The organism is Micromonospora sp. NPDC050980, from assembly GCF_040653835.1.
In the GTDB taxonomy this organism is placed as follows: Bacteria; Actinomycetota; Actinomycetes; order Mycobacteriales; family Micromonosporaceae; genus Micromonospora.
Window position 1 is genome coordinate 136,051 of record NZ_JBFAGS010000014.1, and the last position, 18,254, is coordinate 154,304.

At 68.4% G+C, this 18,254-nt stretch carries 16 protein-coding genes; 11 read left to right on the forward strand and 5 right to left on the reverse strand.

The genetic code is table 11. The features are described 5' to 3' along the window. Positions 1 to 682 precede the first annotated feature (682 nt). Positions 683 to 1,204, reverse strand: coding sequence for a PspC domain-containing protein (locus tag AB0H28_RS21220; RefSeq protein ID WP_358042657.1), 522 nt, complete (start codon positions 1,202 to 1,204; stop codon positions 683 to 685). Positions 1,205 to 1,207: 3 nt separating this feature from the next. Next, positions 1,208 to 1,531: a PadR family transcriptional regulator gene (locus tag AB0H28_RS21225; RefSeq protein ID WP_282260543.1), complete on the reverse strand. Its 324-nt coding sequence runs from the start codon at positions 1,529 to 1,531 to the stop codon at positions 1,208 to 1,210. Between the two features lie 293 nt (positions 1,532 to 1,824). Here AB0H28_RS21225 and AB0H28_RS21230 point away from each other — a divergent pair, with 293 nt between their 5' ends. After that, the gene (locus AB0H28_RS21230) at positions 1,825 to 2,436 is read left to right on the forward strand and encodes a hypothetical protein (protein ID WP_358042661.1); all 612 of its coding nucleotides are present in this window, start codon (positions 1,825 to 1,827) and stop codon (positions 2,434 to 2,436) included. 215 nt (positions 2,437 to 2,651) lie between these two features. Here AB0H28_RS21230 and AB0H28_RS21235 read toward each other — a convergent pair whose 3' ends face one another. Beyond that, positions 2,652 to 3,014, reverse strand: coding sequence for a VOC family protein (locus AB0H28_RS21235; RefSeq protein WP_358042664.1), 363 nt, complete (start codon positions 3,012 to 3,014; stop codon positions 2,652 to 2,654). 1,439 nt (positions 3,015 to 4,453) lie between these two features. On the opposite strand from AB0H28_RS21235, the gene AB0H28_RS21240 reads away from it, so the two are divergent. Together AB0H28_RS21240 and AB0H28_RS21245 are read left to right on the forward strand one after the other, a co-directional pair. Continuing rightward, positions 4,454 to 5,287, forward strand: coding sequence for a DUF2637 domain-containing protein (locus tag AB0H28_RS21240; RefSeq protein WP_358042667.1), 834 nt, complete (start codon positions 4,454 to 4,456; stop codon positions 5,285 to 5,287). A gap of 442 nt (positions 5,288 to 5,729) precedes the next feature. Beyond that, entirely contained in the window at positions 5,730 to 6,665 is a 936-nt protein-coding gene (locus AB0H28_RS21245) for a replication-relaxation family protein (protein WP_358042670.1), read from the forward strand. Positions 6,666 to 7,594: 929 nt separating this feature from the next. Here AB0H28_RS21245 and AB0H28_RS21250 read toward each other — a convergent pair. Together AB0H28_RS21250 and AB0H28_RS21255 are read right to left on the reverse strand one after the other, a co-directional pair. Beyond that, positions 7,595 to 8,227 (reverse strand): 2'-5' RNA ligase family protein, encoded by a 633-nt coding sequence (locus AB0H28_RS21250; protein ID WP_358042673.1) that lies wholly within the window; start codon positions 8,225 to 8,227, stop codon positions 7,595 to 7,597. 14 nt (positions 8,228 to 8,241) lie between these two features. Then, positions 8,242 to 9,711, reverse strand: a complete 1,470-nt coding sequence (locus tag AB0H28_RS21255) for a helix-turn-helix transcriptional regulator (protein ID WP_358042676.1) — start codon at positions 9,709 to 9,711, stop codon at positions 8,242 to 8,244. Positions 9,712 to 10,056: 345 nt separating this feature from the next. Here AB0H28_RS21255 and AB0H28_RS21260 point away from each other — a divergent pair, with 345 nt between their 5' ends. The 8 genes from AB0H28_RS21260 (at position 10,057) to AB0H28_RS21295 (ending at position 17,930) form a co-directional block, all read left to right on the forward strand. After that, positions 10,057 to 11,463 carry an APC family permease gene (locus AB0H28_RS21260; RefSeq protein ID WP_358042679.1) on the forward strand — a complete coding sequence of 469 codons (1,407 nt, stop codon included), beginning with the start codon at positions 10,057 to 10,059 and terminating at the stop codon, positions 11,461 to 11,463. After that, entirely contained in the window at positions 11,460 to 12,473 is a 1,014-nt protein-coding gene (locus AB0H28_RS21265; RefSeq protein WP_358042682.1) for an acetamidase/formamidase family protein, read from the forward strand. Before AB0H28_RS21260 ends, AB0H28_RS21265 begins: the two co-directional genes overlap by 4 nt. A 10-nt stretch (positions 12,474 to 12,483) precedes the next feature. Beyond that, positions 12,484 to 13,164: a GPP34 family phosphoprotein gene (locus tag AB0H28_RS21270; RefSeq protein WP_358042685.1), complete on the forward strand. Its 681-nt coding sequence runs from the start codon at positions 12,484 to 12,486 to the stop codon at positions 13,162 to 13,164. An 84-nt stretch (positions 13,165 to 13,248) separates the two neighbouring features. Then, the gene (locus tag AB0H28_RS21275; protein WP_358042688.1) at positions 13,249 to 13,842 is read left to right on the forward strand and encodes an N-acetyltransferase; all 594 of its coding nucleotides are present in this window, start codon (positions 13,249 to 13,251) and stop codon (positions 13,840 to 13,842) included. Between the two features lie 132 nt (positions 13,843 to 13,974). Next, entirely contained in the window at positions 13,975 to 14,856 is an 882-nt protein-coding gene (locus AB0H28_RS21280) for a hypothetical protein (protein WP_358042691.1), read from the forward strand. Positions 14,857 to 14,905: 49 nt separating this feature from the next. After that, entirely contained in the window at positions 14,906 to 15,475 is a 570-nt protein-coding gene (locus tag AB0H28_RS21285; RefSeq protein ID WP_358042694.1) for a DUF4254 domain-containing protein, read from the forward strand. Beyond that, positions 15,472 to 17,379 carry a hypothetical protein gene (locus tag AB0H28_RS21290; protein ID WP_358042697.1) on the forward strand — a complete coding sequence of 636 codons (1,908 nt, stop codon included), beginning with the start codon at positions 15,472 to 15,474 and terminating at the stop codon, positions 17,377 to 17,379. The genes AB0H28_RS21285 and AB0H28_RS21290 overlap by 4 nt, the downstream gene beginning before the upstream one ends. Next, complete coding sequence (locus AB0H28_RS21295) at positions 17,376 to 17,930, forward strand: phosphoribosyltransferase (RefSeq protein ID WP_358042700.1); 555 nt, start codon at positions 17,376 to 17,378, stop codon at positions 17,928 to 17,930. The genes AB0H28_RS21290 and AB0H28_RS21295 overlap by 4 nt, the downstream gene beginning before the upstream one ends. Positions 17,931 to 18,254 lie beyond the last annotated feature (324 nt).

Sequence of the window (18,254 nt, forward strand, 5' to 3'; positions counted from 1 at the left end):
GATGTCGCCGCCGCACACCAACCGAATGAGCGTCGCAACTGTCGGAATCTGCAGTGTGTCGGGCAGCGGGGCATGTGCGCCGCCGCGCGCGCTGCTCGCCGCGCGATGGTCCTCGCTCGGTCTTCCCGAACGACCGCCTTTCGTACCCGACCAGCCCGGGGGCGCGCGACGGTGACCGGGTCTTCCCAGCGCGGGTTCGCCGGCTGGTTCGCGACGCGGTCACCACTTGAGGTGACGCGTCCCGTCAGCCCTTCGGCAACCCTCCCGCGCTGGCCAACCGTGAGGAGCGCCGTCGCGTAGCCATCCGAATCGGCGCGGCCACCACCCCTTGGCGGCAGTCTGGGCACGTGGTGAGGTGCGCCTGCCGGGCCTGCTGGCATTCGATGCTGAAGGGCACGTAGCGGCGAACGGGCTTCGGTGCAGAGCCAGGTACGCCAGACGCACACACCCGGGAGGTCTGTCGCTTCGGCCCCGTCCGGCCGTCTGCCGACCCATTGACCTTAAAGCCGCTGCTCACGCTGGGTTACCACTGAAGTCGGTCGGCGCCCGGATCGCGGCAGAAGAGTGCATGTTCGGTAGTGGTGAGCTCCGCTGGCAGGCCTGGTGGGGTGTGGCAAGGTGGCTTGCTGATCGACAACAGCGGAGCTTGGAGTCCCGCTTCGCCATGCGCTTCGGTTCAGGTCTATCGCGGTGCGTCCCGTTGGCGCTCATAGTCGGTGACCGTCGGGACGACGGGGAGCACGAGCAGCAGGACCAGGTACACCACGGCGAGTAGTCCACCGGTGAGCATGGTCAGCAGCAGCACGACGGTTCGTACCCAGTCGACGCGGAACCCGCCGTATGCCGCGATGCCGAGGCAGACGCCGCCGAACCATTTGCCCTCGTTGATCCGGCACCAGAACCGGCCACGCGGCCTCCCCTCGGCGGAAGGCGGCGAGGGGCGTGCTGGGCTCACCGGCCCGAGCTCAGCCAGGATCTCTGCCATCTGGGCACCGGTTAGCGAGTCGTCGCCCGAGCCCGTGAGAGTGCTCAAACGGTCGCCAATCGCGGACTCGAGGTCTCGGACAATCTCGTCAGCGTCCGGGTCGGATCGCAGCGCGCGTCGCGCATCATCGAGGTACTGCCGCAGGGCGTCGCGTGCTTCGCGGGTGGCTGGAAAGGCCGCGACATGCCCGGTGAGGCGGATGGATATCCGCTCGTCCATGGGTCATCGTCCAATCGTGTTGATCATGCGGGTCAGCTCGTTCCAGTACTCGCGGAACGCGGCGAGCTGGCCGCTGCCGGTATCCGTGAGGGAGAAGTACTTCCGGGGCGGCCCTGACGGCGACTCACGCCACTCGTGGTGCACAAGCCCGTCTCGCCGGAGTTTGCTTAGCAGCGGATACAGCGTCCCCTCCTGGGCGGGGAAGCCTGCCTCCTGTAGCGCGGCGAGGATCTCCGCCGCGTACCGCTGCTCGGACTCGACGGCAGCTAGTACGAGTGGTTCGAGCAGGCCGCGCCGCAACGCAACGAGCTTTGGATCGGACTGCATGCTGCTACCTTGGCACAGCAAGGTACCTATCGCAAATGTTGATCTCATGCGGGCTCCGGTCCGCAGGCCGACGGCTGGCCACGCCGGGCCCTCACATCCACCGGGGCAGCACCGGCGGCCGCTACAGCATTTAGGTATCCGGGGCATGCGCTGGACTTCCAGTCGATGACCGCTCTTCTCGGCATGTCCGCATGCCGAGCAGCCGGGGCTGAGCCATCACGTAGCGTAGCGATTCGCATCGCGGCATGAGAGTGCGCTCGTCGGCAGCACCTTCCTCGTTTACTCTGCAGCGAGTGTTCGACCACGACGAGATCGTTCGGCTGTACGGGCCGTGGGAGGCCCGCACCCCAAGGGACGCTGCCGAGCTGTTCAAGGGCTACCGCGGCCGCTGGTGGGTCGCCGGCGGGTGGGCCATCGAGGCGTTCACGAACTCTCCGCGTCAGCACGCCGACCTAGATCTTAGCATCCCGCGTTCCGACGTAGCCGCGTTGCGCCAGCACCTGTCCGGGCGGCTTGACGTGTGGGCGGCAGACGCTGGCGCCCTTCGCCCACTCGTCGGCCAGGACGATCTGCTCCCTGCGAGGTGCGGCAATCTATGGCTGCGGAACAGCGGCGCGGACCCTTGGGAGTACGACGTCATCCTCATGGACGTCACCTTGACGAGGTGGACGTACAAGCGCGATGCCCGAATTAGCCTCCCGGCCGACGAGATCCTCTGGACGCGAGAAGACGTCGCCTACCTTCGGCCGGAGGTTCAATTACTTCACAAGGCCCCGGGCCTCAGGCCGAAGGATCAGGCGGATTTCGAAGCCTGCCTGCCCCTCCTTGAATCGGCCCCTCGAGCGTGGCTCCGCTCGGCGTTGGGTGTCGCTCACCCGGGCCACCCATGGATCGCTCATCTGTAGGCCGAGAGGGTGCCACCGTTTCTGGCTATCCGCTATCGGCTACGCCCGGATGCGTGCACCCGTGAGCTGGTTACCTTGCGTGACGAGCGCTAAGCGGCAGAAGAGTGTCGACGACTCCACGTTCTCGCGGCCGCTTGTGATCAGTGTGTGCAACGACGACGGTGCGTACGACGCCATCAGCAGGTCTCGGATGCTCGGTCGAAAGCCTAACCAGATCACGACCGGTAGTACTGCACGACGCAGAACTCGTTGTCCTCCGGGTCGGTCATGACGAGGACTACGCCCTCTTGGTAGTCATGCCGTTCACCTGTCCACCGCCCGCCCAACACCCCGATCCGATCGACCGCTTCGTCAACGTCGGTAACGGCGATGTCGAGGTGTAGCCGCGTCTTGCCGGCCTTGGGCTCCGGGACCGGCTGGAATGTCAGCACCGGGCCGCCCCCGACGACGGTGACGCGCCGCCAGCCGGGAAGAGACTCCGTCACGCGTCCTCCAAGCACCACAGACCAGAAATCAGCCAGTCGCTGCGGATCCCGGCAGTCGACCGTGACTCCGGCAAGTCGGCCCAGTGTCTCCACGACACCGACCATAGCGACGATGTGCAGCCCGCTCCCCTTGGGGCGCCCTCATCTCGGCAGATCCGGAAGCCGACGGGGTCACCCCTACCGTCACATTGCGTAGTCGGTGAGCTTCAGGCGCGAGCCTCGCCTCCACTGCCGACCGCCAGTACGCACATGCCGGCGCCGATGGCTGCTATGTACATGGCTGGTGTACGCAGCTATGCACTGGGACTCGTACTCCGAAAGCAGGTCGCGGAAGTACTCGCGGCACGCCGGCGTGCGTCTGCCGATCTTGGCGCAGACTGCGATCAGCTGCCGTAGCGACCGCAATCTCGCTCGTGACGCTCGTGGCGCGTGCGGAAGTCGCCGGTGCGGCCCACCTTGATGACCCCGTTGCCGAGCTGCAGGACGTAGAGGTGTTCCCCGCCCCGGGCGCATTGATGTCGACTCACCTCTTGCCACGGCCGGGGAAGTGTAGCGCCTACCCCTGACAGCGGCTGGCAAGGATGGATTGCCATCGCCATCTGACAATCTTCGCCACGGCACCCGCACTCCGTGGCACCACCACAGCCATGGGACACAGGAGACCGCGAACCAGCGGCTGAGGCCAGAATGACCACCCGGTTCGCGTTCCAGCATCCGCCTACATAGATCGACATCCCAGCATGCGAGACATTACAGGAAGATTTTTCGACCGCGATCGCGTGGACGGACAGGGACCGTCACGGACGCGGGCGACTTCTATAGCACTCAGCTGGACTGGCGGCAAGACTTGGCGGCTGATCTGTTGAAATCGGTGGTTGACTCCATCGGGTTTCCGGGGCGTAATGGAGAGACGTTCCCGCAGCGCCGGCTGGCGCGGTCGACCACAGACGCAGCGGGCAGGCACCCCCAGCCGGGGGTGCCTGCCGTTGCTGGTGCCGACCCTGTCGGGTACGTCGAGTGATGGGAGGACCCCATGAAGGATCGTCTGTCGGCGAGTTGAGCCGCCGCACCACCTGAGCGCCCGCGCGCTGTCAGTGGTGGGTCCTGATCATCTGTGGCTCGGCTTGGCCGTCCACCCTGTGTCCACGCTGTTGACCGCAGCCTGCTGTGCGGGCCGCGGCGACGCCTGCTCGCCCCGCTGCCTGCCCCTGCGTGGGGTCTGGCGTGTTCCTTGACTCGACCATAGTGACTTTGCCGTCCCCCGCGCCCACGTGAGGGGTCCGCCCCGCCGGGCGTCACCCAACAGGGTCGCGCCTGCCCGTACCCGGCGGGCAGGCGCGACCCGTGGGCGATCCCGCCCTCGTGCCGCGCACCTGGAACCCACAATCCAATCTTGGAGAAGATCGTGACTTCACTCGACAACATCGTCTCTACGGGCCCGGCCAACACGGCCGCCCTCCCGGTCGTCCACGTTTGGGCGACGACGCCTCACCAGGTGTCATCCGGGCCAGCCGACCACAGGTGGTGGGCCCTTGGCGACACATGATCAGCGACGCCGCGACCCGCCCGCTGCGGCGGGGCCGGGGCGGCAGCGGCTGGAGGACCGCGCCCAGGTGGCGATCATGCTGCTGATCGGCGGTGCGGCTGGCGCGGCGTCGTTCACCCACGTGCATGACGTCGCCGCCGCGCACGGCCAGCCGGGCTGGCTGGCCTGGGCCGACGCGATCGTCCTGGAGTTGACCTCGATCGCCGCCGGTCTGGAGCTGCGCCGCAACCGGCGACTGGGCAAGAGCATCGCCTTCCCCGCCACCATGCTGACCGCAGCGGTGCTGCTGTCCCTGGCCGCGCAGGTCGTCGAGGCCGAGGCGTCGGTGATCGGCTGGATCGCCGCCGCCCTACCCGCCCTGGGTTTCCTGGCGATGGTGAAGATCGCACTCGGCCGCGCCGACCCCACCCCCACCTCAACCGGCCGACCTGCGCCGACGGAGCGCGAACCGCCGCGGACCGTCGACACGTCGGTCTCGGACAACCGCCCGCCGGCCCGCGTCACCGCCGCCGCGGTCCCGGGCCCCGCGACAGGGGTCCCCGCCGTCGCGGACCAACCATCGGCGGTCCCGGACCGCCCGGACCATCAGCCATCGCCCAACGAGGGCGGTCCGGAAGTCACCACCCTGCTCCCGGCCGCCCGGACCGCCGTCCGCACCCTCACCGTCGAGGGGACACCACTGTCCCGCAAGGCCCTCGCCCATCAGCTACGCGCGGACGGGCACCAGTTGTCCAACGCCACCGCCTCAGCCCTCGTGCGCGTCCTGCGCGCCGAGACCACCTCGTCGGCACCGGATCCGTCAGCGAGGGAGGCCGCGTGACAGGACCCGAACCTACGGCTTCTGTCAGGCCGAGCCGACGCTGTCAGACCAGCGTGCGCGCCTGTCAGCACGCCCGCGAGCTGACAGGAGTCGACCGGACCTTTCCCACCCGGTCTCACTCGCTGCGGCGGCAGGCGCACCACCGTCACACCCACTCGCACCTCTGATCTTGGAGCAACATCGATGATCACCCCGCACCGCGAATCTCACCAGCGTCACCGGCCCGACTCACACCCACCCTCACCGCACCGTCACGCCGAACCCGCTGTGCCCGGCACTTCAGCGGTCAGTGCCGATCTCCGTTCTACCGTCCGCCTTGATCCTGACCCCCAACCCGACCCCCCACGGCCGCTCACAGCCCAGGTCAACCCCGCTGTCAGCAGTCAGAGACCGCTCCAGACAGACCCTCCAGTCTCGGGTCTCCCCCCAGGAGCTGGTGCCCATGGGTAAACACCTACCGGCCGCGGATCCGCTGCTGCGTCTGCAGGCCAGCATCACCGCCCGCGACGACCGGCTCCTGGGCTGGCTCTACGACCACGGCGTGCTCACCACCGACCAGATCGCCGCCGCCCTGTTCCCATCCCTGGACTTCACCCAACGCCGGCTACGCCGCCTCACCGCCCTGCGGGCAGTCGACCGGTTCCGACCCAACAAAGCCGACGGCGGCTCCCACCCCTACCACTACGTCCTGGACCAACTCGGCTACGACCACGTCCACGCCCAACGCGGACTCCCACGAGGCCGCCGAGACCAAGCCCGCCGCCGCAAACACTCCCTCACCCGCAGGCCGGACCTGCCGCACCTGCTCGGCGGCAACCAGGTCTTCATCGACCTCGCCGCCCACGCCCGCACCCACCCCGACAGCGACCTCGTCCGCTGGCAACCCGCATCGGCCTACCACGAACCCGGCACCCTCTACCGCGAAGGCGCCAACCCGCACCTCATCCTCGCCGGAGCGACCGGCCTCCCCCGCCCCGACGGCGCCGGGATATGGATCGAGAACGAACGGTCCGTGCCGTTCTTCCTCGAGTACGACACCAGCGGTGAGAGCCTGCAGGTCCTCATCGACAAAGTCATCAAATACGAGCGCCTGTACATGCTGAGCACCTGGGCGTGGCCGGTGCTGTTCCACCTCCCCTCCGCACGACGCGAGGCGAACCTGCACGACCGGATCGCCGGCACCAACTGGAAGACGGTCATCGCCACCACCACCGCTGAACTACGCACCGCCCTCGCCGCCAGCCCCGCCCACCAGATCTGGCAACTACCCGGCCGTGCCGGCCGTCACCGCCTCATCGACCTGCCCTACACCGACACCCACCACGACGAGGATTATCCCAGCCACGATCAGCCCGCCCGGGATGAGCGGACCGCCTGATGCGGTCGCACGGGACGTGCAGCGCGTACGCAGGCCCTGAACGCCCCGCACACCGCCGGACTACCCGCACCCCGCCAAACCCGCCGGGCGGTAGCCATTTGTTTCGCGTGAGGACACGCACCGAGGGCGACGAGAGCGGACCGCCCGCGGTCAGGCGGGAGCAGCCGTCGTCTGTCAGCAGCGCAGTTCGGCGACAGACCGCGTCCGCCCGAGTACTCACACCGACGGCACGCCGCTGTGAGTCGCTGTGAGTGGCGACGCCTTCACTTCCGTGGCCGCCGGAGGTACCGTCCGCCGCCCTTTACCGCGCTGCTCGCCGCATCAGAAGTCGCCCGAACGGCGACCGCGTCGATCCGCCGTCCGACTCCGGCTGGCGGTATCCGCCGATCGATCTTCAGAAATCCCTACCTGCCGAGAGGAGATGCCATGGCCCTACACCTCACCCCCACGCCACGAGCCGTCCTGGGAGGGACATGGCCGCACGCCGTGACCAGCAATCACGCGCGAATACACCGCACCCGTCGCCGCCGACCCCGCCCACGCGGACAACCGGCGGCGAGGCCCCGACCGCACACCCCGAGGCGGACGCTGCACTCCTGTCAGGGACGTTGTTGATGGCCCGCTACCTGACCGACCCCGCAACCGAGACCGAGATCCAAGCCTTAGCCGCCGAAGCCGGCCTCCCGACCGTCGACCAGGCCGCCGCCCTCGCCCGCCTGCTTCGCCTACACCAACCCGCACCGCCACGCGCCGCCTGACCTGCGCCCGCCCCGTCTGGGGCGGGCGCAGCCTCCTCCACCCGAATGCCCGCCGAGTGAGCAGCCATCGCGGCGGCGATCTCCACCCGCTGCCCGCGACGGGTGCGGAGCGAGGAAGCGTGGGCTTGACGATCACCCCCACGGGGTAACGCGGCGGACGTAACAGGGGGTTCAGGAACCGAGTTCTACCGTGGCGTACGGCTCCCATACGTACATGCCCTCGTCCCGGTTGAGGACGATGAGCTGGCACGAGGTGATCAGAGCGTCCGCGCTGATCTTCGGGACGGCGGAGAGTGCCTCGATGAGCGGCGCCGCAGGACCGTCGATGTTGGTGTAGGCCAGGCTGAGGTGAGGGTTGTAGGGCTCGGCGGCCTCGGGTACGCGGTCCTGGCCCCAGACGTCGGCGATGGCGGCACGGATGGCGGCGCGGAGTTGCCGCACGGGCTCGATCGGGTCAACGGCGATCTGGATGGACTCGGGATCGACGTGGGGGGTGCCGATGGTGAGCTTGAAGGGTGACAGGCGCGAGCAGCGTTCGGTGGCGGCGGCCACGATGGCGTCGACGTTGTCGGTGGCGACGTCTTGGACGAAGCCGATGCCCTGCATGGTGAGGTGGAGCCATCGGTTCGGGATGACATCGAGACTGGGCTGTGAGGACAGTAGGGACCGGTACTGGTCGGCTAGCTTCTCGACTTCGGGTTGCCCGTCGAAGGTGATGTGCCAGGTGTAGAAGCGGGAGCCGATTCCCCAACCCGGTCGCCAGTACCAGTGGTTACGGATGTCGGTGGCGTGCGGGACTGCCATGGGTTCTCCAGGTCTTAGGGAAGTTGCCGGGCGGCGCCGGTGGCGCAGAAATCGGTGATGGCCGCTTGGACGTTGCGGGCCTCGATGCTCGTGCGCAGTGATGGGTTGCCGGCGATGTTGCGCCCGACGCCGCGCAGGCGGTGCACCAGCGGGTCGAGCCGCTGTTCGGGTGGCAGAGCGAGCACCGGTGAGAGGACCGAGACCGCGCCGTCGAGGCTGCCGGATTTGAGATGTGCAGCTGCGGCCCAGATGCGGATCTGGGCGAGCGTGCCGTAGGCGACCGAGGGGTCCGCAGCGGCTTCCGTCAGGGCGTGCTCGGCGTGCTGAATGGCGTTGGCGGCCTCGCCGATGCGGAGCAGTACTGAACCAGCGTAGTTGTGTTGGCGTACCGTGCCGCAGGCGAGGAGGCCACCCACCGGGTCGCGGCTTGCCTGTTGGCGGGCCTCTTCGGCCCGTTGCAGTGCTGCCCGTGCCGGCTCGACTGCACCGATCTCCGCCCACGCGTCCGCTTCCTGGCACGCCAGCATGACCGCCGCGCTGCCCTCGGCGGCATGGCCGTAGCCGCGCACGGCGGCGTCGGCGGCGTCTTCGAACCGCCGCTCCCACAGGTGAATCTTGCTGATCGTGGAGAGGACCCAGGCGCGGAGGGTGTTGTCGCGGACGGTCTCGGCGCACATCCAGGCGGTACGTGCCTGTGACTCGGCTGCGGCCGGGTGTCCGAGATCGCCGGCCATCCAGGCAAGCAACGTGCAGAGGTAGCCCGCCCAGGTGTAGAGCTCCCGAGACTGATCAGGGTTCTGCCGCCCGGTCTGCAAAAGACGGAATACGCGGTCGGCCAGGAGCCCGGCCCGTCCGTAGACGACGACGGGCGGCTCGGTCAGGTAGTCGACGGCGATCCTGCGGGTGGAGGCAGCGACATCGTCGAGGGTGAGAGGCCCGACGTTGGAGGCTTGCGCCCATGTGCCGAAGCTCGCCGTGCGTTCTGCCACCGCTATCACCAATTCCGTCTCGTCCTGCAGCGCGCCGAGGTCCCACCGCAGAGGCTCAGTCATCGCGCCAGGCGGTGCTAAGGATGCGACCGGTGGTGCAGGCATCGGGGCGGCGTTCCTGCCGCCCAGCGCCGCTCGGTCTGCTTCCGGCATAGCGGTCAGGTCGTCGAGGTCGACCAGACTGCCCGGTTCGGTGCCGAAGACCTGTGCCAGTGCGTTCAAGGCGGTCAAGGTGGGCCGACGACCGCCGAAGGGCCACCGTTCGTAGTCGCTGATGCGCGCCCCGGTGAACGTCGCCGAACCGTTTCCGTTGGCGTTTAATTTCTCGGCTACCGCGTCCTGGGTCCAACCATGGGCCTGGCGGAAGGCATCTCGGGGGCGTAGCCCGAAGCGGCGCTGCAGCTCGGCGGCGATGGCTGTGGGTGTCGCTCCGAAACCGGCCAGTGTCTGGCGTACGCGATCACGCTGCGCCTTGGTGCCCGTCGTCCTCGCCATCGCGGTCACCTCCTACGTGCGGCTTCCTGTCGCACGGTATCGCCCCTCTCGTCGGAATCGGTACGGGGCGCGGCGAGGCCAGCGACCCCGGGGCGGGTAGCTCGTCGCTAATTGATCAAAGTATCTGCAGGTCGTGAGCGTGCGCGGGTGGGGAAAAATCTCACCACCACCGGGGATCCACTGACGTGGATGCGCTTGGCAAGCTTGCTGAGCCGGATCACCGTCGGTCCGCTTGTAGCCACATCGAGTGATGAATGAAGTGGCTGCCATAGCAACGTCGACGATCACCCGACAGGTGTCTTTTCCGCGTCCTGCTCGCGCTTCTCATCCTCGTGAGGATCACCGATGAAAACCTCGAACGACCTGGGCCGCTACGGCTATCGGCAGGAACTCAGCCGCCAGCTGCGGTTTCGGGACCTGTTGGCGTACGGCTTGGTGTACATGGTCCCGATCGCGCCGATGGCGATCTTCGGCAGCGTCTACGCGGGCTCCGGCGGCATGGTGGCCCTCGCTTACGCCATTGGTGTGGTGGCGCTGGTGTTCACCGCGTTCTCGTACGCGCAGATGGTCAAGGCGTTCCCGATGTCAGGCAGTGTCTACAACTACGCGGGTCGGGGCATCAGCCCGCCGGTCGGATTCCTCGCCGGCTGGGTGATCCTCCTCGACTACGTGCTCGTTCCCGGCCTGCTGTACCTGGTGGCGTCGGTGGCGATGCACGCCACGGTGCCGGCGGTGCCGGTGTGGCTGTGGCTGCTCGGGTTCGTCGCGGTCAACACGGTCGTCAACTCGGTCGGCATCCGCATGACGGCGGTGGTCACTCGGGTGATGCTCGTCGGTGAGCTGATCGTCCTGGCGTTGTTCCTGGTCGTCGCCGGTTGGGCCCTCGCGACGGGTAGGGGCCGGTTCAGCTGGGACGCGTTCTACAACGCCGACACCTTCACCTGGTCCCTCGTGGCGGGGGCGGTGTCGATCGCGGTGCTGTCGTTCCTGGGCTTCGACGGCATCTCCATGTTGGCGGAGGAGACCCGTGACGGCGCCCGGCAGATCGGCCGGGCGATGGCGGCCGTGCTCGTCCTGGCAGGGGTGCTGTTCATCGCGCAGACATGGCTGGCGGCGATGCTCGTGCCCAACCCCGGCGGGCTGCTGGCCGACGGCGACGCGAACGGCACCGCCTTCTACGACGCCGCCGCGGTGGCCGGCGGGAGCTGGCTGGCGACGGTGTGCGCGGTGGCGACCGCGATCGCGTGGGGTTTGCCGAACTCGATGGTCGCGCAGGTCGCCACGTCCCGACTGCTGTACGCGATGGCCCGTGATCGGCAGCTCCCCGCGTTCCTGGCCAAGGTATCGGTGCGCCGCAGTGTGCCGATCAACGCGACCCTGCTCACCGGTGTCGTGTCCCTCGCCCTGGGCTTGTACATGGCGACGCGGGCGGATGGCATCACGCTGTTGTCGTCGCTGATCAACTTCGGGGCGATGGTGGCGTTCCTGGTCCTGCACGTCTCCGTGGTCGTGCACCACCTGATCCGCCGTCGCAGCGGCAACTGGTTCGCGCACCTGCTCATGCCCGGAATCGGGTTCGTGATCCTCGCCTACGTGGTGGTGAACGCCGACATCGCCGCCCAGCGCCTCGGCCTGGCCTGGCTGGGCCTCGGCGTGCTGGTTCTGGCCGGCCTGTACCTGACCGGCCGCCGGCCGGTGCTGTCCGGCCTGGCCCCCACCCAGGCCGCCCGGCGTGACATGGAGCGGGTGTGACCTCGATGAGTCAATTCACCTACCGGCCTGCCCGTGACGAGTTGGCCTACACCTTCGGCGGCCGTCTCCCGGTGGCCAACGTCCGCTCCGGCGACGTCTTCACGGTGCACACGCAGGACTGCTTCGGCGGTCTCGTACGAGGACCGGCGGACCTGCCGTCGCAGGTGTGCCAGATGCCGTATCTGAACCCGGTGTCGGGGCCGTTCTTCGTCGAGGACGCTGAGCCCGGCGACACCCTCGCCGTGCACCTTTTGTCGATCGAATCGGCCCGGGACTGGGGAGTGTCGGCGAGCTTCCCGTACTTCGGGGCACTCACGTCGACCACGCACACAGCCACATTGCAGCCGCCGCTGGAGGAGCGGGTGTGGGTGTACGACATCGACCGGCACGCGGGCATCGTCCGCTACCGGGCCACCGCCAGCGAGCACACCGTCGAGCTGCCGCTGGATCCCATGATCGGCACCATCGGCGTCGCCCCAGGTGGCATGGAGTCCCGGTCCACGATCGTTCCGGACTACTACGGCGGGAACCTCGACACCCCGGAACTGCGCGCCGGGACCACGCTGTATCTCGGGGTGAACGTGCACGGGGCGATGCTCGCCCTCGGCGACGGTCACGCCCGCCAGGGACACGGCGAAGCCTGCGGCGTCGGCGTGGAGATCGCCACCGTCACCACCCTCGCCGTCGAGGTCGTCAAGGGCGCCGCCAACGCCTGGCCGCGCCTGGAAACTGACACGACCATCATGTCGGTTGGCTGCGCCCGCCCCCTGGAGGACGCCTACCGCATGGCCCACCAGGACCTCACCGCCTGGACCGTCGACTTGTGCGGCCTGCAGACCCTGGACGCCTATCAGCTCATCTCGCAGGCCGGGCGAGCACCCATCGGCAACGTCTGCGACCCCAACTACACCGTCCTGGCGGCCATCGACAAAGCCATGCTCCCGCAGCCGCAGGCTGCCTACCGCGACGCGCACGCCCGGCTCCGGGACATTGCCGCAGTTCAGGAATAGGGGGCGTCTGATGACCGCGTCGATACCCCAGCTGTCGCTGCGCGACGAGCTGTACCTGCTCGGGCACCACGACGACACCGGCCAGCCGCACGTGCACCGCCAAGCCTTGGCCCTCGGCATGGCCGGCGGAGTGCTGATCGACTTGTTCCTCGCCGGACGGATCACCCTCGACTCCTACGGCGACCATCCGGCCACGGACCGGTGGCTACGCCTGAACTCCGACCAGGCAGTCGGTGACCTGATCGCCGACACCGCCCTCGCCGCGATCCACCACTCCCGGACCACCCCGACCGTGAAGGCGTTCCTGCGTAGCTTCGCCGACGACCTGTACGAGCGCACCCGCGCCGGACTCGTCGCCGCCGGCATCCTGCGCCACACCGCCCGCCGCCGCCTCGGCGGCCTGATCCGCGCCGACGCCTACCTCGCCACCGACACCAAGTGGGCCGTCGTCGCCCGCGCCCGGCTGCGCTACCTCGCCGCCGGCCGTGAACAACCGGACAACCACACCGCCGCGCTCGCCGGACTCTTCGCACTCCTCGGCCTCGCCGACCACCTCTACCTCGACGACGACGCCGCCACCCTCACCGCCCACCTGAAGACCATCGCCGCCCAACACCACCGCCCCATCCGGGAGATCACCACCGCCGTCGACGCCGCGATCGGTGACCTCGCCACCGCCACCTACCGATAGACCGCCGAGAGGGACGACAACGCCGTGGACTCAAGCGTTCGTATCCGCGCCGCCCGCTGGACAGACAGACAGGCCGTCGCCGCGTTGATCGCCGACGCCCTGCACCCCAGCCCGCTCGGTGCCTGGCTGGTACCGGACGCGGCGCAGCGCCGCCAGGTGATGACCGAGGTCGTCGCGGTGTGGGTGGAGCACGCGATGTTCTTCGGCGACGTGCACCTCACCGACGACCTCACCGCCGCCATCGTCGGCTTTCACCGCTACCGACCGATCCCGCCACCGGCCAACTACCCGACTCGCCTCGTGGAGGCCGCCGGAGCACACGCTGAGCGCTTCACCGCCCTTGAGGGCCTGATCGCGCAGCAGCAGCCCACCGAACCGCACTATTACCTGGCGCTCCTCGCCGTATCCCCAATGCGGCAGAAGGCCGGCTGCGGCAGCGCCCTACTCAGCCATCACCGCGCCCGCCTCGACCGCATCGGCCTGCCCTCCTGGACCGCCGTTCCCGCAGAACCGGAGCACCTGCTCGCCCGCTATGGGTACATGCTCCGCCCGCCCCTCACCGTGCCGAACGGGCCGAGCCTGCGACCTATGCGCCGCAACCCCCACCACGCCAGCAAAACGATGCCGGTCAATTCCGCGCGCCCGGTCGGTGACCGCTGGCAAGACCAGCGCGCCTAACAGCCCGCCCACCCGCAACGGACAGATCATCGCCTTCCCTGCATTCGCCGGACTCGTCAGCACCCTCACCTTCACAACGCCAGCACTGCCGTCGCCACCGACTGCTCAGTGCCAGGAAGGAACCCCGACACCGTGATGGCCACCCCGACTGCACCCACCCGCCGCCTGGCCGTCAGCCTGCTCGGCAGCATTCTCCTCACCGGCTGCCACACCACCACCCCGGCCCACCAGAAGCCCGCGTCGACGGCGCCCGCAGTAACCGACAGCCGGACTGTCGCCACGCAGCCGGCCGCTACCGGGCCGGGTCTCACGCCGTCACAACGGCTGACCGCCCTCGCCAACACCGTCACCGGAACGCCCGGCGACACCACCGCCGCTCTGCCTTACACCTACCTGCACACCCAGTCTTGGACCCGCGCCACCAATGCCATCACCCGCACCGACCTGCGCCAATGGCGCCGCGACATCGACGGCTCGGGCCAGGAGGCAATCCGACGCCTCCCCGACCTGCCGGGACTGAACCATCAACCCGAGCGCCACGAGCCGGCCCTGTTCACGCAGGCGCCTGAGGCAACGACCGAGCACCTGTCAGGCGGCCTGCATCCGTACCTGCCCGAGCCGCTGCCCGATGATGCGCACATCCTCACCAACATGCTCGCCCCCCGGGAACTGTCCAACGAGCCCGCCTATCCGCGGCTGCTCGCCAACGGCGTCGTCGCACTCGCGACCACCCAGTACCTCAACCAAGCCCAACGGGCCACAAGCCTGCGCGTTCTCGCGGCCATCCCCGGCATCACCTACCGCGGACAGAGCGCCGACATCGTCGGCCGCACCGGCCTGACCTTCACCATCACCGCCGACGGATCCACCTCCCAGCTGCTGGTCAATCCGCACAGTGGCGAGATCCTCGCCGCGCACGAGCGGCTGAGCGGGCACCGGCCATGCCTGTTCTCCGCCGTCCTCATCCTCGAACGCGGCCACACCACCGACGCCGGCACCACCCTCCGGCCCTGACAGGCCGAGCACCGGCCGCCGCCCTACCAAGGACCAAGGAGGCTCACCCATGCCCCTCCGTTCCGTCGGTCACTCACCACTCGCCCCCGACCCGCAGCGTTGTCCACCGCTGCCCAGCTCAGACCTGATCACCAGTACGTTCGGCGGCCGTCCGCGGGTTCTGCCAGAGGTCTGGGCTGTGCCCCTCCATGCGGCGTCCCGGCTCGCCTCGCACCACGGCGAACAATGGGCGGCGGAGACGATCTCCCGCGACCCATCCGCTGACGACCACGTGGTGGCTGCTGCCAAGAGATCGATCGACCGTCTCAACGCCACTCGCGTCGCTCTCATCGGGGAGATCGACTCTTGGGTTGAGCACGTGATCCGGCCTGCGGGCGGGGCACCGTTGCACACCGAGACGATCGGCTCCGTGATCGACCGCCTGGCCATCGCGTGGATTCGGTGGAGGCGATTCTCGGAGACCGCCCAGCTGGACCCGAGCGACGTCGATCCTTCGCTGGCGCTTCAGCAGTTCACCGAACTCACCGAAGCCTTCGACACCCTTGTGCTCGACATCCATGAAGGTCGCCGCCGCATTCCTCACTGGCGCACGCTCAAGAGCTATCGGGAGCCGCGATGAGGACCGCCGTCACCCTCAACGGCGCCGACAACGTCGGCAAGACCACGAACGCCCGCTGGCTGGCGTCGGCGATGCCGGATGTCGAGTTCACCGGGACAGTCGATCGGTGGGACCGGCGATGGGCCGAGGTGTCGCGACGAGACTTCAGTCAGTGGTGGTTCGTCGACAGCACCACCGACGAACACATCGACCTCGTCTTCAGGTCCCACGCCGCGCGGTGCGCCGGTGGCGGCCCCTTGGCTTTGGAGGACCGAGGTTGGCCGATGCTTGTGGCGACCTGCGCCGCGACAGCGGCAGTCAAGGACGGCATCTCCACCACCGAGGCGCTCGCGCAAGTCGAGACCAAAGCACGTCGCTACGCCCCCGCGCCGCGCCGTGAGCTGCACCTGCTGCTGCGCCACAGCGACCAGCCGGTAGCCGAGGCGCACCACGCCGTGGCACGTGAGCCTGTGCCGACCACCGAACGCTACGTCGAGTACCAGCGGCGACTTGCCGAGGCGATCGATCTTCAAGTTGATGGCGGCGAGTACGAGGCCATCGTGGTGCGCGGGGACCGCCCACTCCTTGATGTGCAGCGTGAAATCCGCCAGGTCCTGACGCAGCTCGACGTGCCCGTCGTTCCGCTGCCGCCGGACCGGATCCAGCACCTGTGGGTGCTCGCTGGTATGTCCGAGAGCGGCAAGAGCACGGTCGGCGAGTTGCTCCGCACGGAGCACACAGCCACCCGGCTGAAGATCGGCTACCTCATGCAGCTCGCCGCCGATCGGCTCGGGGTGGCCGATCCGTATCGCGAATGGGACGAGCTGACCCAGGCGCAGATGCTCACGGAGGAAATCCTTCGATTCGCCGCGCTGAACCCGGGCTCGCACCGGATCAGCCTGGAGAGCGCGCACCGCTTCGACGCCACTGCGCATCTTCGCAGGATCTGGGGTAAGCGCTGCGAGGTCGTTTTCCTCCGTCTTCCGGACAGGCTTCGCGCGCAGCGCGCCACCGAGGCCATGGAGTCGCTCTCCGCCCGCGACGCGATCAAGCGAAGCCGGGGCGGAGACCGCATCGCGTCAATCGCCGACACGGTCATCGACAACGGCCGCAGCCTGGCCGCGCTGAAGAGGGCGGTTACAGAAGTTGCTCACCGCAGGTCCGGGGCCAGGGTTCCGCCGCGTGCGGACACGGCCATCCCGGAGGCGCTGCAAGCGGTACTCGCGGACTGCGTCGCCAGGCTGACCGATTCTGAGACCGCGCTCGTCGCCGCCAGTGGGAGCCTCGCCCATCAGGGCTGGCAATCGGGATGGAGTGACATCGACCTACTTGTCGTACGCGACACGCTGCCGCTGCGCTGGCTTCAGACCAGGCGTGTACCCCAGAGCGGACCGGCGGGGGAGAAGATCGCACTGTCGTCGTTCACCACCCGGGAGATGCTCGCCGGGTTGGTGCCGCCCCGAGTACTGCACGCGGTGCGGCAGATAGCCCGCGATGGCTGCGGCCTGCTCTACCGCCGAAGCGACCTCGTCCTCAACGCCTTCGACGCACCAGCCGACGACCGCGCCTCACGCAGCGAGCTGCCGCTCGTGGCGATGGTGTTGCGGCGACTCGCCGCGAACCCTGAGCCCGATGTCCGCGCTGTCTACAAGCACGTCGTGCTGATCATGAAGATCATCCTGCGCGCCGACGGGGTGGACCTCGACGCCAGCGAGGAGGTTCGTCTCGCCTTCATCACCAGCCATCCGGACGCCGACATCGACCTCCCGGCGGTGGCCGAGGTCAGTGGCGACCGGTGGCGACAGGACGAAATTCTCTCCCATCGGGTCCGCGGGGCCGCCGCCAAGATCCTCGCCTACCACGACGTGCTCGGCTGCTCGGTCGCGTTCAACACGCTCCAGACGGAAGGATCAGATCTTCGATGACCACCGCCTTTGACGAGGTTTTGCACGCCGATCGGGTGACCCGGCTCGGGGTGGGAGACACCGCTCGTCCGATTCGCGTCGTCCATGGCCTTGATGGCATTCGCACCGACGTGGGCGCGGAACAGGTACTGGCGACGGGACGCAGCTTGTGGAAGCGGTGGTGCGAGCACCCGGCGTACCGGCCGCACGATCTTCTCCTGGGCCTTGATGCCGGCGGCATCGTGCCGACGATCGCGGTGGCCTGGGCCAGTGGTAGCCAGTATCGGCTCGCCTGGAAAGTCAACCTCGACCTACCCGGGAAGCTCGTGTTCCACGAGCCGCATGCCCGGCGTCTTGAGGTCTTCGCTTACGGCGACTTCGAAGGACTGCGCGTCCTCATCGTGGACGACGAGATCACCACCGGACTCACTCTGGCCAATCTCGTCGAGGCGCTTCGCGCGGCGGGCGCCGACATTACCGGCGCGCTCTGCCTCGTCGAAGACACCGCTGGCGAGGGCCGACAGCTACTCGAGCGCAATGGGGTCCCGCTGTGCGTACTGACAACGCTGTGACACTCGTCGAGGAACCGGTGTGCCACCGCGGCGGACGGTACGTCGTCCGACGTGAACAGGCGCCGCTCGGCCGGCTCCTGCCGTATCGCCGGGCCAACGGAGAGACCCCGCCCCGGCGGGCACTCCTCGCCGCGGTTCGTGAGAATGGGTGGCGCGTCGACTTCCGCTCTAGCGGACTCGGCGACCTGCTGCTCGGCCTCGCCATGGCACAGGCGCTTCACGACGCCACCTGTCAAGCCCCGGGTTTGGTGGAGAGTTGGTTAGCTGGTTTTCAGGGGTGCGGTGACCGGGTGGGTCATCGCGTGTAGGGCCTCGTGTTCGGCG

What these genes read in the sequence shown, in the direction of transcription:
- AB0H28_RS21220 (WP_358042657.1), bottom strand. Translation starts at nt 1,204, where the DNA reads ATGGACGAGCGGATATCCATCCGCCTCACCGGGCATGTCGCGGCCTTT.
- AB0H28_RS21225 (WP_282260543.1), bottom strand. Translation starts at nt 1,531, where the DNA reads ATGCAGTCCGATCCAAAGCTCGTTGCGTTGCGGCGCGGCCTGCTCGAA.
- AB0H28_RS21245 (WP_358042670.1), top strand. Translation starts at nt 5,730, where the DNA reads ATGGGTAAACACCTACCGGCCGCGGATCCGCTGCTGCGTCTGCAGGCC.
- AB0H28_RS21250 (WP_358042673.1), bottom strand. Translation starts at nt 8,227, where the DNA reads ATGGCAGTCCCGCACGCCACCGACATCCGTAACCACTGGTACTGGCGA.
- AB0H28_RS21255 (WP_358042676.1), bottom strand. Translation starts at nt 9,711, where the DNA reads ATGGCGAGGACGACGGGCACCAAGGCGCAGCGTGATCGCGTACGCCAG.
- AB0H28_RS21260 (WP_358042679.1), top strand. Translation starts at nt 10,057, where the DNA reads ATGAAAACCTCGAACGACCTGGGCCGCTACGGCTATCGGCAGGAACTC.
- AB0H28_RS21270 (WP_358042685.1), top strand. Translation starts at nt 12,484, where the DNA reads ATGACCGCGTCGATACCCCAGCTGTCGCTGCGCGACGAGCTGTACCTG.
- AB0H28_RS21285 (WP_358042694.1), top strand. Translation starts at nt 14,906, where the DNA reads ATGCCCCTCCGTTCCGTCGGTCACTCACCACTCGCCCCCGACCCGCAG.
- AB0H28_RS21290 (WP_358042697.1), top strand. Translation starts at nt 15,472, where the DNA reads ATGAGGACCGCCGTCACCCTCAACGGCGCCGACAACGTCGGCAAGACC.
- AB0H28_RS21295 (WP_358042700.1), top strand. Translation starts at nt 17,376, where the DNA reads ATGACCACCGCCTTTGACGAGGTTTTGCACGCCGATCGGGTGACCCGG.